This is a genomic window from Gilliamella sp. CG35 (assembly GCF_046635745.1).
Classification (GTDB): Bacteria; Pseudomonadota; Gammaproteobacteria; order Enterobacterales; family Orbaceae; genus Gilliamella; species Gilliamella apicola_I.
In genome coordinates this window covers 1-13,999 of sequence record NZ_JBIDFH010000010.1, presented here as the reverse complement: position 1 = coordinate 13,999, position 13,999 = coordinate 1, and the positions used below count along the sequence as shown (strand labels likewise).

The following is a 13,999-nucleotide window of genomic DNA, read 5'->3' as shown; positions in this document are numbered from 1 at the left end:
TACCTCCTAGGTGAAATCGACCACATATTTAGTATTACTAGCAAACTTGTACTCAAGCGCAATCGGTTCGTTATTAATATCAAAATAGTGATTAGTAATTTTAAAAAATGGGGCGTTAATATTGATACGTAATTGTTTGGAAAGTTCAGCATTGGCTACCATCAATTGCAAATCTTGCTCTAATTTATCGACTTTTTTCTTTCCCGAATTAATGATTTCAAGTGCTGATAGTACCTTGATAATGGAAAGCTGAAAGTCTGGAAAATTAGTTAACGGTAGCAAAAAAATGGTTTTCGTTACGCTATTTGTTGCTATCTCCAAAAAACCAATAAAGTAGATAAGTTCCATTGATTTTATTTTTAATAATTGGCTATAATAACAACCTGCTTGCCTGAGATAGGCTTCTTTGATCTGCTTTTTATGATTTGAATAAGCTTGAGGTTTAATTATACCTGTCATTTCTAAAATCGTTTGAGTTGAAAGTGTAGGAGCGACAAATAATCCAACCCCTTTCTTTCTGACCACCATATTTTTTTCAACTAAACGATCAATCGCTTTACGGACTGTGGTTCGACTGACATCATAATCTTTTTGCAACTGACCTTCTGGCGGTAACTCTGCACCCACACTATATTGTCCTGTACTTATCTGCTCCATTAATTGGAGTGCTAATTTTTCAAATAACTTCATTTGTATTCTTCCTGATAATTAAAGATATTTTTTGCAGATAAGTGATATTTAAATCGATTACCAATTAAGTACTGGTCGGTGTGTTCAAACGGTTCAAAGTCATGATCATAACTGTAACTTGATACTTTATAGATAGGTGTGCCTTCAGTAATTGCTAAATATTTGGCTTTATCGTTGCGAGCGACTTCGTATGCGATCTCTTCTCGACCATGACTGGGTATAACATGAAAATGTGTTTTTAAATATTCATAAAGCGAAACATCATTTAAATCTTGTTTGGCTAAATCTTTAAATTTTTTGGAAGGAAGATAACTTATTTCATAAGATAACGGAATTTCATCCAATAAACGTTGTCTTACTATTCTGATTAATCGTTGATTTGATTTAAAAAAGGTGTTTAATTCGGTAGGCATTGGAATAATATTATTAGAGAGTACTTTAATTTTGATGTGAACATCATCTTCTTTTTGGCACTCTTCAGTAAACGAAGACATTTTTAGCATATTCATTTCAAAGACTGTATGATTAGGGAGATGGTGATCTTCCTGAAAAACATCACCTTCCATCATTAAATCATTTAATGCTCTTCTAACTGTCGTTCGGCTTACCCCAAAATATTCGGCAAGCCCTCTTTCTTTCCTTATTTGACTGATTATTTTAGGATTTGCTCTAATTTTTTCTTCGACTTCAGTTTTGACTGCAATATCACGGTATTCCAAAGATCACGCTCCATATTTGGGCTTTTTTATCCAATAGATATATCTTTAACAACCAATTTCTGATTAAAAATTATCTAAAAAAATACATGCCGTCAATTTTAAGTACCAAAAGTGTTGTCATGATCACAATATTTTTTATTATCGACATAAAATCAAGATAATAACTCGTAATATGCATTAACGAATATGTTGAATCATTAAAATTGAAAAACTACGGATAATTATGATGAGATAGGTGATACTTTAAATAATAAATAGAAATGATTGTGTTATAAAGTTCATGAATTTATTATATAAACATAAGTATGATGAAGAATTTTGTGCAGAAATGACTATTTTTTAACATTATAAAATATGCCGATAGGATAATCTGTTTTATCATTGCTTTAATAAGGGGAAAAGGATGATTAAAAAAATAATTTTCTTAATTCTATGTTTATTTAGTGCATTAGCCAAAAGTGATGAGTTTGTTTGGAAAATAAATTTTGATGGAAAGCTTAATATTCCTCATCTGAACTTAAACATTGATGGAAAAGATATTGAGGTTACCTTAGACACAGGTGGTAAAGAAGGATTATATTTACCATTAGATTTTATTGATAATATCGTTGATAAAATTGAACTTTCTGAAAACAAAAAAAGTATTGATTTATCTGGTAATATAAATATAACAAGATCTTTTATTGCGAATAATTTAGTCATCAATTCACTAATATTTAAAAAAGTTAATGTTATTGAATATAAACCATGGGGTTTAGCCATATCAAGTAACAATGAAAAAGAAGAAAGCGATGATTTTCCTGCTATTGGATTAGGTTTATTTGATCAATATGTTTTAACCTTAAATTTTCCTAAAAGTGAAATTGTTATTTCAGACAATATAAATTTAAGTTTAGATAACACATGGGTTGAATTACCTTTCCGTTTAATGGATGAAGGTTTAGTTATTGAAATGTCAGATGGTTATAAAAATTACCAAATGATATTAGATACCGGAGCAAGCTTATCTATGATTAAAGCTCAATCACTTTCACCTCAATCAATTAAAATTAAGGATGAAAATAGTGATTATCAATTTGTTGAACTTGGTGTGAGCTACATTTCATCGGATAAAGTGGAAGCGATTATTCTCGATTCTCTTCCCCCCGAATTCCAATCAGATGGGCTTTTAGGTATTGATGTACTACAAAGTCATTTAATTAAAATAGATTTCAAAAATAAAAAATTATGGATTAAACCGTTTAAAACAGAATCGAGTAATTAATCTATTATTGGACGAAAACCGCATATTAGTTCTTATTTTACTAAAACGCAGATAATAAAAAAACCCACTTAAATAAGTCGGTTTTTATATCTAAATTGGTCGGCGAGAGAGGATTCGAACCTCCGACCCACTGGTCCCAAACCAGTTGCGCTACCAAGCTGCGCTACTCGCCGTTAGATTTACTTATGCATGGCATAAATGGGGTGGCTAATGGGACTCGAACCCACGACAACTGGAATCACAATCCAGGGCTCTACCAACTGAGCTATAGCCACCGCTGAAGTAGGACGAAATATTACGCATAAAAAATAATATTGTCCAGTATATTTTTAAAAAAATTGACCAATTGGTTATATAAAAACCGCAACAGTGTTTAACTCAATAGAATATTTGAAAAATTTATGCTTTGTGAGACATAATATGAATAATTTGTGTGTCGGTAGCTTTCATGCTGTTACTGACAATTGCCCCTAAATTATTAATTGATGTTTCAACACTATCACACACAATCCCTTCCTTACCCGTCACCCGAATACGACTCAAAGCCATTAATACCGCTTTATAGGCAGAGGATACGGATGTCGAAACTTTCATAGCACAACTATTAGATGCACCATCACAAATAATACCAGATAAATCACCAATCATACTACAAATTGCCATATCTACCGGTTCATACTCACCTTTGCCTAGTAACCATGCCATTCCTGCCGCTGCCCCCATAGCAGCGGTTGAAGCGGCACAAAGCGCAGATAACGGCGGATATTTACTATGTATATAAATTGCAATGGTATGCGATAGAATAAGCGCTCTGGCTAATTGCTCTTGCGTGACATTTAAATGTTCAGCCACCACAACTACTGGCATGGTCGCTGTAATACCTTGATTGCCTGAACCTGAATTGCTCATCGCAGGCAATGTTGCACCGCCCATTCGAGCATCAGATGCTGCAGTTGTACGAATAATTACTTTAGATAATAAATCATCTGCCATTAATCCATTTTTAGTATGCTCACGTAAAGTGGTCGCAATACTTAGACCATAAGCCTGTTTTAATCCTTCTTCAGATAAAGCATCGTTTAATTTTGCTGCCTCTAAAATAAATTTTATATCGTCAAAATTAGCATAGTTGGCAAATTCATAGATTAATCTAACCGTCATTTGCTTTATTATAAGATCATCGTGAGATAACGCTTGATTAACTGAATCGGTTTGGTAAAGAAGCTCACCATTTTTTTCAATTAATATCAAATGAGTATGCGTGTTTTCAATACAGACTTTGACATGATCTGTTTTAGTGTAAACATTAGCCTCTGCATAAATTGCTTTATGATTATCTGCAATTTGAACACGTACCTTACCATTAGTGAGCATTTCTTTTGCTTGTATAATTTGCGCTGAAGTGATGTTTTTTAACACTTCAAGCCCAGCATCTGCATCACCGCCTATTGCACCAATCGCAGCAGCAATAGGTAAGCCAACCATACCAGTACCAGGAACAGTGACACCCATTCCATTTTTCATTAAATTTGGCGAAACATAAGCTTCAATTTTTTTTATGTTATTTTTGTCAAGATATTGACTAGCAACCGCTGAAGCAAATGCCAAAGAAATAGGTTCAGTACAACCAAGTGCTGGTAAAACTTCATGTTTTATTAATTGAATTAATGCTTGCCATTGTGTTTGCTGTTTAGATTCTTCCATTCATCAATCTTAATGTTATTAGTTGAAAATTTAACAATTTATTTATCAATATTTTATTATATCTTAAGCTATATTTGAATGATGATATGACACAATCTCTATATAATAGTGCAATTTTATAGCAAATTAGATTAATCAAAATAAAGTGTTATTCAATTTCATTTAAATTTTGATTAAAACTATAGCTAAACTAACATTTTTTAAACAATTAGGTAGTAAATTAAATAAACAGCAATCGTTCAAAATATGTAATATTTTAGTAAAATTACCTGACATTTTTTTTATTATTGCAATAATATAACTACCTATAATTATATAATAATGGCGATTATGATAAATATTTTATTAATTGATGATGATATTGAATTATCACAGATGCTAAGTGAGTATCTGACTAATGAAGGCTTTAATATCAAAAGTGTTTATTTAGGTAAAGATGGTATTGAAGAAGCCTTATCAGGCAAATATCGAGCTGCAATCTTGGATGTAATGTTACCCGATATTAATGGAATTGATGTTCTTAAAAGTATTCGTCAGCAATGTAATATGCCTGTTATTATGTTAACCGCTAAAGGCGATAATATTGATCGTGTTTTAGGGTTAGAATTGGGCGCAGATGATTATATTCCAAAACCTTGTTATCCACGCGAATTATTAGCAAGACTGCGTGCTGTTTTACGTCGTTTTGATGAACGTTCTGTTGAGTTGGTCGATGATAAAAAATACCATTTTAATGGTTTAGTATTAGATTTACCGCAACGTTTATGCACTTGGAATGGCCAAGTGATAGATTTGACATCAACCGAGTTTAATTTATTAGTATTATTGGTAAAACACAGTGAGCGCGTGGTCACTAAAGAAGAGTTATCTGAAATAGGTCTTGGTCGAGCTCGTGAACTTTATGATCGTAGCGTCGATGTGCATATCAGTAATATTCGCCAAAAACTTCATCAAGTTGCTCAAAATGTAGTAACTATTGAAACTATTCGAGCTGTTGGTTACCGAATCCGTTAATGTGATAATAGGCTTGAGATGAATCGTCGATTATTTTGGAAAATACTCATTATATTTTGGGTGATTTTCTATCTTACTTTTCAGTTAACCTGGATTGCATTTTCTTATTATATAGAAAATAAAAACCAACGATTTCTCAATCATATGCCGACAAAAGTCGATATGATCGCTCAATTATTACATGTAGCAGGTGAAAATGAAACGTTAAATTTTGTTGCTCATCTGCCTGAACGCGAGCGAGTTTTATTATCAATAAAATTGATTTCTCCTCAAAACGATCAAATCAATATCATTACGGATGAATTAGAACCGCCAAATTATATTTATCAACGCACAGCAGTTGCGCCTGATGGAACGCTTTATGCGGTTTCATTTAGGGAAGATAAAGACAAAGACGATCAAGTCAAAAAAGCCCTGTTTAATATGCCAATGCCAATTGTGTTAATGGGAATTTGTGTGGGATTAGTCTTTAGTCTCTTTTTGGCTTGGAACTTAACCAGACCAATGAAACTATTAAGGCAAGGCTTTTTCAGAGTTTCTCAAGGTGATCTTTCGGTTAGATTATTCAATAAACTTAAACCACGCCATGATGAGCTTAGCGAATTAGGCAAAGATTTTGATATGATGGTTGAACAACTCAATATTTTAATCTCAGACCGCCAAGCTCTTTTGCATGATGTATCACATGAGCTTAGAACGCCACTTGCTCGCTTACAATTAGCCATCGGATTAGCTCAACAAAATAAGCAAAATATTGATACTGCATTAGCAAGAATAGAATTAGAATCTGAACGATTAGATCAACTTATTGGTGAAATATTAAATTATTCACGTGCTGAAATGAATAATCGCACAGATGAATATTTTGATCTAAAAGATTTATTGCGTGTGGTCATTAATGATGCAAATTATGAAGCGAATCACCAATCGATAAATGTTCACTTCATTTCATCAGCGATTATTCATTCTATTGTTAAAGGTAACTCGGAACAAATTCGCCGTGCAGTTGAAAATATTATTCGTAATGCAATTCGTTTTTCAAAGCCGGGACAAGAAGTTAATGTATCTTTAAAAGAAGTCGGTAAATACCTACAAATTGAAGTTAAAGATCGTGGTCCTGGTGTCGATCCAAATAAACTATCGAGTATTTTTGAACCGTTTGTTCGCATTCAATCGCCTCAATTAGGTAAGGGTTACGGTCTTGGTCTAGCAATAGCCAGAAAGACCTTCACCATGCATAATGGCACTATTCAAGCAACAAACCGTGACCATGGTGGACTTACGGTGACTATTCGCTTACCTTATTGGCGAAAGCATTAATCAACTATGCATATTCATTTACGGATTAATAGCAATCAGTATTAACCGTTAAGACAAATTCTTTCACTAATCTTTCTAAATCAATTTTATCGTGACCGATGAAATTTAAGACTTGTGTGATGGTGCTTGGTTCATTTTCTAATAGTGTTTTATATTGTGCTATATATTGGCTAGCGATAGGCTTATAGGACCAATGCCACTCTTCTGGCTGATAGCCTCCATTTCTTCCTTCGTTAAACGCTTGGCAAAAGCCATACTTAGGTAAATTGTCCTGAAGCCATTGATATAAAATTCTACCCTTTTTATCATTTTTGAAATAATCTGATGAAACACTGGTAATATCGATATCCGTTCCCCAATGATGACGAGATGTACCAGGCATTGATGAATATTTTAGTATTTCTTCAGCAATTTGTTCTGGATCATTAAACTGATTGGACAATTTATCCCATTTACGCTGCCAAATTGAGTTTTGATAGGTGTAATTACGTGTAGCACTTACGATAATAAACGGAATATCAGGATGTGCTTTTTTAAAAGCTTGATAAGCTTTTATAAGCTGCTGAGTGGGTTCCTTTTGAAGATACATGCCCTTTTTATTGACAGGTAACATGGTAGAATCTAATGCGACAAAATTATTGTCAATCTTTTCATCAAACTGTCCAATTAGTTTGTTAAAAGGTATAGGTTGTGCCATAGTAAACGTTGAATATAAAAATAGGGTTAATGTTAAACAGAAAATATGGATATATTTTGCTGAATTTGTTTTCATTATTAATATTCTATTAGCTATATAAAGGGAAAAACAGTATAATCCTTTCCTTAAATTTTTAAATAGCCATAATGTGTAAAAACGAGGCCATATGTTAACACCTGCTACACCAAATACGTCTGTTAATTGTGCAGATGCATCCAATCTTAATACAACTAATCCTAAAAGTGAAAAAATAAATTTACTTGATTTAACTCGTCAACAATTGAGAGAGTTTTTTATTTCATTGGGCGAAAAACCATTTAGAGCCGATCAAGTCATGAAATGGATCTACCATTTTGGGGTAGATGATTTTGATCAGATGACCGATATCAACAAAAAGTTACGTGAACATCTAAAATTAATCGCTGAAATCAAAGCACCACTAATTGCAATGGAACAACGCTCATCCGATGGTACGATAAAATGGGCGTTAGATGTTGGTGATAACCAGATGATTGAATCTGTTTATATTCCAGAAAGAGATCGTGCAACCCTCTGTGTTTCATCACAAGTTGGCTGTGCTTTAGCGTGCAAATTCTGTTCAACCGCACAACAAGGCTTTAATCGTAACTTAACGGTATCTGAAATTATAGGTCAAGTATGGCGAGCATCGAAAGTCATTGGAGTAACAGGTAAATTAGCAGATAAACCTATTACTAATGTGGTCATGATGGGTATGGGAGAGCCTCTACTCAATTTATCGAATGTCGTACCAGCAATGGAAATCATGTTAGATGATTTTGGTTATGGCTTATCAAAAAGACGAGTAACCCTATCGACTTCTGGTGTTGTTCCTGCTTTAGATAAATTAGCCGGTATGATTGATGTCGCCTTAGCTATTTCATTGCATGCGCCAAATGATAATATACGTAGCGAAATTATGCCAATTAATCAAAAATATAATATGGCAATGTTACGCGACTCAATTTTACGTTATCTGTCGACATCAAACGCTAATCATGGAAAAGTAACGATTGAATATGTATTACTTAATCAAATCAATGATAGTGTTGAACATGCTCATGAACTTGCTAAATTCTTAAAAAACGTTCCAAGTAAAATCAATTTAATACCTTGGAACCCATTCCCTGGCGCTCCTTTTTCAAAATGCTCAAACACACGTATCGATCGTTTTATGAAAACGTTAATGGGATATGGATTTACAGTGATTGTTCGTAAAACACGTGGCGATGATATTGATGCGGCTTGCGGTCAGTTGGCCGGTGACGTCGTTGATCGTACTAAACGGACTTTATATAAAAAGCAAAATCTCATTAAACAAACAGCATAACGATCAAGGTAAATTAATAAAGGAATAGTTGATGAAAAAAATACTCATATTACTAAGCTGTTTAGCATTATTAACACTATCAGGTTGCCAAATAAGTGGTAACGAAGAGTTCGATCCCGAAGCGGCAGCTTTTGCAAGAATGCAATTAGGATTAGGATATCTAAGCAAAGCAAATGAATCGGAAGATAACATTAAAGCTGCACACTATAATCTCAAATTAGCAAATCAATATTCACCCAATAACCCACAAATTATGCTAGCTATGGCAATGTTTGATCAGCACGTTGGTGAATACAATGAAGCAGAAATGATTTATAAACGCATTACCCTTATGCAACCAGGTAATGGCTTATATCATGTACATTATGGATCTTTTTTATGTGGTCTTGGACGTTATCAGGAAGCACAAAAGGAGTTTGAAAAAAGCCTTGAATATGATCGCCATAATTGGAAAGCCGATACCTATGAACAGTATGGATATTGTGCAATCCAAAATGATGATAAAAAAACAGCTGACTTAATGTTTAAACAACTTTTCCAATATGATGCAAAACGTCGTGAAACGGTTTTAAAAACAGCTGATCTTTATCAAAATAAAGGTGATAAAAGAATAGCGAGTTATTTATTATCAGTTGTTGAACAATAAAGTACAACCCTATATTAAATAATCGTGTATCCCAATAATTATAAACAAGAGCATATGTCATGAGTTTTTTGACGATATTTTTATTAGCAATGGCAATGTCTACAGATGCTTTTGCGGTTGCTGTTTGTCGTGGAATTTCATTTAAATCGACTCCCTTTATTGGCGCCTTAAAAGTTGGTATTTTATTTGGTGTCGTTGAGGCAATCACACCATTGCTAGGTTGGCTCATAGGCATTTTGACACTGCACTATATAGAGCGTTGGGATCACTGGGTAGTATTTGCTGTCATGTTATTTTTAGGCATTAGCATGATTTATAATAGTTTTAAAGATGGCGATAAAGATTTTTCAGAAAAAGAAATAGCTTCTTCAAAAAAATCTTTCCTTATCCTAATTTTTACCGCTATTTCGACTAGTCTGGATGCATTTGCTGTTGGAATTAGTTTAGCATTAGCTAGCGTCAATATTTATATCGCAGCAAGCATGATTGGATTAGCAACCTGTGTCATGGTAACTATAGGTTTATTACTAGGAAAAAAAATTGGTTGTTTTATCGGAAAACAAGCCGAGATTTTAGGCGGATTGGTGTTAATTGCGATTGGCGTAATAACACTTTATCAGCACCTTTCAAATTAAATTCGCAAAATTCAATACTCTTTTTCATATTCCAACATACATTTAATTTTAATTTGTTAATTTATTCAAACTTGTCAAAGAAAAAAGTTTTTTTGATAAAAAATGATAAAGGGAAAAAATTGATTTGTGAATATAAAAAAACTACCCGCGTAAACGGATAGTTTTTTCAAATATTTAGTTTGTGTGTAAGGAAAGAATTACATCATTCCGCCCATACCACCCATGCCGCCCATACCAGCAGCACCTAAATCAGCTTTATCATCTTTAGGTAAATCAGTAACCATACATTCAGTTGTGATCATAAGACCAGCAACAGATGCAGCATATTGTAATGCACTACGAGTTACTTTAGTTGGATCTAAAATACCCATAGCAATCATATCACCATACTCTTCAGTTGAAGCATTGTAACCATAGTTACCTTTACCACCTTTAACTGCGTTAACAACAACAGATGCTTCTTCACCACAGTTAGTGACGATTTGACGTAATGGTGCTTCCATTGCACGAAGTGCAACTTTGATACCTACGTTTTGATCCTCATTCGCACCTTTTAGCTCAGCAATCGCTGAAGCAGCACGAACTAACGCTACACCACCACCGGCAACAACACCTTCTTCAACAGCAGCACGAGTTGCATGTAATGCATCTTCTACACGTGCTTTTTTCTCTTTCATTTCAACTTCAGTTGCTGCACCAACTTTAATTACTGCAACACCGCCAGCTAATTTAGCCACACGTTCTTGAAGTTTTTCTTTATCGTAATCAGAAGTTGATTCTTCAATTTGTTTACGAATTTGTTCAACACGAGCATTAATTAAAGACTCTTCACCCACACCATCGATGATAGTAGTATTGTCTTTATTGATAACAACACGTTTAGCTTGACCTAAATCTTCTAACGTTGCTTTTTCAAGCTCTAAACCGATTTCTTCTGAAATGACAGTACCAGCTGTTAAAATAGCGATATCTTGTAACATTGCTTTACGACGGTCACCAAAACCTGGTGCTTTTACGGCTGCAACTTTAACAATACCACGCATAGTATTCACAACTAATGTTGCTAATGCTTCACCTTCAACATCTTCAGCAATAATTAATAGTGATTTACCCGCTTTTGCAACCGCTTCTAATACCGGTAATAATTCACGGATATTAGAGATTTTTTTATCAACTAATAAGATATATGGACTATCTAATTCAACCGTTGCTGTTTCTGGTTTATTGATGAAATAAGGTGATAAATAACCACGATCAAACTGCATACCTTCAACCACATCAAGTTCGTCTTGTAAACCTGTGCCGTCTTCAACAGTAATAACACCTTCTTTACCTACTTTTTCCATTGCTTGCGCAATTAAAGTACCCACAGTTTCATCTGAGTTAGCAGAAATAGTACCAACTTGTGCAATTGCTTTAGAATCTGCACATGGAGCTGATAATTTTTTAAGTTCTTCAACGGCTGCAACGACTGCTTTATCGATACCACGTTTTAAATCCATTGGATTCATTCCTGCAGCCACTGCTTTTAAGCCTTCGTTAACAATAGCTTGAGCAAGTACAGTTGCCGTTGTTGTACCATCACCAGCAGCATCATTTGCTTTCGATGCCACTTCTTTAACCATTTGTGCACCCATATTTTCGAATTTATCTTCTAATTCGATTTCACGAGCAACTGAAACACCATCTTTAGTGATAGTTGGAGCACCAAATGATTTATCTAAAACGACGTTACGCCCTTTAGGACCTAAAGTCACTTTTACTGCATCAGCTAATACATTCACGCCTTGAAGCATTTTAACGCGAGCGTCATTACCAAATTTTACATCTTTAGCGGCCATCTTCGTATTTCTCCTAAATTCTGTATATAAATTAAATTAGTTGCCAGTTATGCTTGTACAATAGCTAAAATATCGCTTTCAGACAGGATAAGCACTTCTTCATTATCGATTTTTTCTGTTTTAACGCCATATCCTTCATTGAAAATTACGATATCACCAACTTTAACATCTAGCGGTTGTACTTGACCATTTTCTAAAATGCGACCATTACCAACTGCTAAAACTTCACCACGTGTTGATTTACCTGCAGCTGAACCTGTTAAAACAATACCGCCAGCTGATTTTGATTCCACTTCTTTACGTTTAATGATCACACGATCATGCAATGGACGAATTTTCATTAGTTATCTCCTAGCACTAATATTTAAATAGATGATAATTAAAAACAAATCTTAAAATTACGATTTAATAATGTAGTGAAGTTTACATGGGGATCTTTTTATATTCTTCAAGAGATGAATTTCAAAAAAATGACCAATTGATTATTTATTCATCATCTTTCCGAATAAATTCTCCTTCAATAATCTCATCAGTTTGATTATAGGATCTTGATGAATCAACGCTAGATTGAATAGGCATTTTTTCTACAATTAATTTCACTAAATAATTTTGTACGTAAGGAATTAATAAAATCACTCCTAATAAATCAGTCAAAAATCCCGGAATCAGCAAGAAAAAACCAGCAAATAGCAAAGCGACATTTTTAATTACTTCGTTTTTCAAACTCTGATTATTAGCCATTTTTTGTCGCATAATACTAAAATTCTTTAAACCTTGTGTTTTAACTAAAGAAAACCCAATGAAGGAAGTTGCAATAATACAAATTAGCGCAAGGAATACCCCAATTGAATCAGCAACCTTTATGAAAAAACTAATTTCGAAATAAGCATAAATGAAAAAAAGAATACACAAGAAATATCGCATGTAACAATTCCCTTAAAATAACGTGATATTGTTATATATTAGTAATAATATAAAGCTAATAAGTTATTTTTCAACCAAACAAACTATTTTTTTAAAAATATATCACAAAAAGAATTGACGAATTATCACAGATCGTGTTTAATACACCTCCATTGTTGCCCGGATAGCTCAGTCGGTAGAGCAGGGGATTGAAAATCCCCGTGTCCGTGGTTCGATTCCGCGTCCGGGCACCAATCCTAAAAGAACACCAGCGAAAGCTGGTTTTTTGTGCATAAAGCCTTTTTAGATAAGCCTTACACTGTATTTTCCTTGTCAACTGACATCAACCCAAATCAAGTTAAAAAGTGGATATAAAAGTGGATACATTTGGTTCGATAATGGCGTGTATCCATAAATTGTTTTTAAAGACTTTGTTTTCAAGGGTTAACAAGAATTGTTTGTCGTATGGTTATGTGTTCATTGTTCGTACCGCTACTTTCAATAAGAATCATTATTATTTTATTTAAATTGTAATTATTTGTTTACACTGTAATGGTTGCTTACTTTTAAAAATGCTGATGCAATATTCAGTTCTACCCAATAATATTTTCATGAGTTGATAGTTTAACGTAGATGAGGTTCTTACGTTAGCGTTTCACTACTTTACAAATTAACTATCAATTTATTCTTGATTTATTTGATGTTTTATCGGCGTTAAAAGCAAAATAAAAAAACAATTATTAAAGGTTTATTAACATTATTGCATAGATTAATTTAGTACCTATACAGCATTTTATATTTGTATTGATAGTGCTTTATTTAAGTAAGTAAATATTTACTAAGATAGTAAAAAAATAATATTGCTGCTTATTAGATGATTCTAATTTGAAATGGTGTGGATACACAAAATTGTATAAGTTTTTAATAAGGGATCTCTAGAAAAAACTTCTACGCATATCTACTCAACGTAGTTACTCAAAACTACATTATGATAAAGATAGCGAGTTTCACCCAGATAGCTAAATAAAGAATAATATGCTTACTTCTTTAAGCTTTACATTTTGATATTGAGTATGTTTTTTATAAATAGCATAACAAAACTGGTTTTTTCCTCATTTTTTCTGTGTTAATGCTTAAATTTAAAACAAGGTATTATTAAATAGTATTAATGATGACAAATTTATTTATAAAGTAATTATATGAATAAAAACATAATGT

13 protein-coding genes and 3 tRNA genes are annotated in these 13,999 nt (G+C 33.3%); 7 read left to right on the top strand and 9 right to left on the bottom strand.

Annotated elements, in window-relative coordinates; all coding sequences use genetic code 11:
• Positions 1-6: 6 nt before the first annotated feature.
• On the bottom strand, positions 7-690 hold the full coding sequence (locus ACGH4F_RS06015; RefSeq protein ID WP_411590432.1) for a GntR family transcriptional regulator: 684 nt from the start codon (positions 688-690) through the stop codon (positions 7-9).
• The gene (locus ACGH4F_RS06010) at positions 687-1,409 is read right to left on the bottom strand and encodes a GntR family transcriptional regulator (RefSeq protein ID WP_411590431.1); all 723 of its coding nucleotides are present in this window, start codon (positions 1,407-1,409) and stop codon (positions 687-689) included. The genes ACGH4F_RS06015 and ACGH4F_RS06010 overlap by 4 nt, the downstream gene beginning before the upstream one ends.
• A gap of 403 nt (positions 1,410-1,812) precedes the next feature.
• Here ACGH4F_RS06010 and ACGH4F_RS06005 point away from each other — a divergent pair, with 403 nt between their 5' ends.
• Positions 1,813-2,673, top strand: coding sequence for a hypothetical protein (locus ACGH4F_RS06005; protein WP_411590429.1), 861 nt, complete (start codon positions 1,813-1,815; stop codon positions 2,671-2,673).
• Positions 2,674-2,769: 96 nt separating this feature from the next.
• Here the strand turns inward: ACGH4F_RS06005 and ACGH4F_RS06000 are convergent.
• The 3 genes from ACGH4F_RS06000 to ACGH4F_RS05990 all read right to left on the bottom strand — a co-directional run bounded on the left by ACGH4F_RS06000 (position 2,770) and on the right by ACGH4F_RS05990 (position 4,377).
• A tRNA-Pro gene (locus ACGH4F_RS06000) sits at positions 2,770-2,846 on the bottom strand.
• 26 nt (positions 2,847-2,872) lie between these two features.
• Positions 2,873-2,948 (bottom strand) — tRNA-His (locus tag ACGH4F_RS05995).
• Positions 2,949-3,072: 124 nt separating this feature from the next.
• Positions 3,073-4,377 (bottom strand): serine dehydratase subunit alpha family protein, encoded by a 1,305-nt coding sequence (locus ACGH4F_RS05990; protein ID WP_411590428.1) that lies wholly within the window; start codon positions 4,375-4,377, stop codon positions 3,073-3,075.
• 333 nt (positions 4,378-4,710) lie between these two features.
• On the opposite strand from ACGH4F_RS05990, the gene ACGH4F_RS05985 reads away from it, so the two are divergent.
• Together ACGH4F_RS05985 and ACGH4F_RS05980 are read left to right on the top strand one after the other, a co-directional pair.
• Complete coding sequence (locus ACGH4F_RS05985; protein WP_065558131.1) at positions 4,711-5,391, top strand: response regulator transcription factor; 681 nt, start codon at positions 4,711-4,713, stop codon at positions 5,389-5,391.
• Positions 5,392-5,409: 18 nt separating this feature from the next.
• Positions 5,410-6,711 carry an ATP-binding protein gene (locus ACGH4F_RS05980; protein ID WP_267350021.1) on the top strand — a complete coding sequence of 434 codons (1,302 nt, stop codon included), beginning with the start codon at positions 5,410-5,412 and terminating at the stop codon, positions 6,709-6,711.
• A gap of 25 nt (positions 6,712-6,736) precedes the next feature.
• Here ACGH4F_RS05980 and ACGH4F_RS05975 read toward each other — a convergent pair whose 3' ends face one another.
• Positions 6,737-7,483 (bottom strand): M15 family metallopeptidase, encoded by a 747-nt coding sequence (locus ACGH4F_RS05975; RefSeq protein ID WP_267350023.1) that lies wholly within the window; start codon positions 7,481-7,483, stop codon positions 6,737-6,739.
• Between the two features lie 91 nt (positions 7,484-7,574).
• Between ACGH4F_RS05975 and ACGH4F_RS05970 the strand changes: the two genes are divergently transcribed.
• From ACGH4F_RS05970 to ACGH4F_RS05960, 3 genes are read left to right on the top strand one after another with little or no spacing between them, the layout of a single operon-like run.
• Positions 7,575-8,756, top strand: a complete 1,182-nt coding sequence (locus ACGH4F_RS05970; protein WP_411590427.1) for a bifunctional tRNA (adenosine(37)-C2)-methyltransferase TrmG/ribosomal RNA large subunit methyltransferase RlmN — start codon at positions 7,575-7,577, stop codon at positions 8,754-8,756.
• Positions 8,757-8,787: 31 nt separating this feature from the next.
• Positions 8,788-9,402 carry a hypothetical protein gene (locus ACGH4F_RS05965; protein ID WP_411590426.1) on the top strand — a complete coding sequence of 205 codons (615 nt, stop codon included), beginning with the start codon at positions 8,788-8,790 and terminating at the stop codon, positions 9,400-9,402.
• Between the two features lie 59 nt (positions 9,403-9,461).
• Positions 9,462-10,037, top strand: coding sequence for a manganese efflux pump MntP family protein (locus ACGH4F_RS05960; RefSeq protein ID WP_411590425.1), 576 nt, complete (start codon positions 9,462-9,464; stop codon positions 10,035-10,037).
• A gap of 197 nt (positions 10,038-10,234) precedes the next feature.
• Here the strand turns inward: ACGH4F_RS05960 and groL are convergent, their stop codons facing one another.
• The 3 genes from groL to ACGH4F_RS05945 all read right to left on the bottom strand — a co-directional run bounded on the left by groL (position 10,235) and on the right by ACGH4F_RS05945 (position 12,802).
• Positions 10,235-11,878 carry a chaperonin GroEL gene (gene groL / locus ACGH4F_RS05955; RefSeq protein WP_065558075.1) on the bottom strand — a complete coding sequence of 548 codons (1,644 nt, stop codon included), beginning with the start codon at positions 11,876-11,878 and terminating at the stop codon, positions 10,235-10,237.
• Between the two features lie 47 nt (positions 11,879-11,925).
• Entirely contained in the window at positions 11,926-12,219 is a 294-nt protein-coding gene (locus ACGH4F_RS05950; RefSeq protein ID WP_034915350.1) for a co-chaperone GroES, read from the bottom strand.
• Between the two features lie 145 nt (positions 12,220-12,364).
• A complete protein-coding gene (locus ACGH4F_RS05945) occupies positions 12,365-12,802 on the bottom strand; it encodes an FxsA family protein (protein WP_411590424.1) in 438 nt (145 codons plus the stop codon).
• A gap of 157 nt (positions 12,803-12,959) precedes the next feature.
• Between ACGH4F_RS05945 and ACGH4F_RS05940 the strand changes: the two genes are divergently transcribed.
• Positions 12,960-13,035: transfer RNA gene (locus ACGH4F_RS05940), tRNA-Phe, on the top strand.
• Positions 13,036-13,999: the final 964 nt, after the last annotated feature.

Excerpts from the sequence above, each read along its gene's own strand:
- ACGH4F_RS06015 (WP_411590432.1), bottom strand. The coding sequence starts at position 690 with ATGAAGTTATTTGAAAAATTAGCACTCCAATTAATGGAGCAGATAAGT.
- ACGH4F_RS05965 (WP_411590426.1), top strand. The coding sequence starts at position 8,788 with ATGAAAAAAATACTCATATTACTAAGCTGTTTAGCATTATTAACACTA.
- ACGH4F_RS05960 (WP_411590425.1), top strand. The coding sequence starts at position 9,462 with ATGAGTTTTTTGACGATATTTTTATTAGCAATGGCAATGTCTACAGAT.
- ACGH4F_RS05990 (WP_411590428.1), bottom strand. The coding sequence starts at position 4,377 with ATGGAAGAATCTAAACAGCAAACACAATGGCAAGCATTAATTCAATTA.
- groL (WP_065558075.1), bottom strand. The coding sequence starts at position 11,878 with ATGGCCGCTAAAGATGTAAAATTTGGTAATGACGCTCGCGTTAAAATG.
- ACGH4F_RS05945 (WP_411590424.1), bottom strand. The coding sequence starts at position 12,802 with ATGCGATATTTCTTGTGTATTCTTTTTTTCATTTATGCTTATTTCGAA.
- ACGH4F_RS05980 (WP_267350021.1), top strand. The coding sequence starts at position 5,410 with ATGAATCGTCGATTATTTTGGAAAATACTCATTATATTTTGGGTGATT.
- ACGH4F_RS05975 (WP_267350023.1), bottom strand. The coding sequence starts at position 7,483 with ATGAAAACAAATTCAGCAAAATATATCCATATTTTCTGTTTAACATTA.
- ACGH4F_RS05950 (WP_034915350.1), bottom strand. The coding sequence starts at position 12,219 with ATGAAAATTCGTCCATTGCATGATCGTGTGATCATTAAACGTAAAGAA.
- ACGH4F_RS06005 (WP_411590429.1), top strand. The coding sequence starts at position 1,813 with ATGATTAAAAAAATAATTTTCTTAATTCTATGTTTATTTAGTGCATTA.
- ACGH4F_RS05970 (WP_411590427.1), top strand. The coding sequence starts at position 7,575 with ATGTTAACACCTGCTACACCAAATACGTCTGTTAATTGTGCAGATGCA.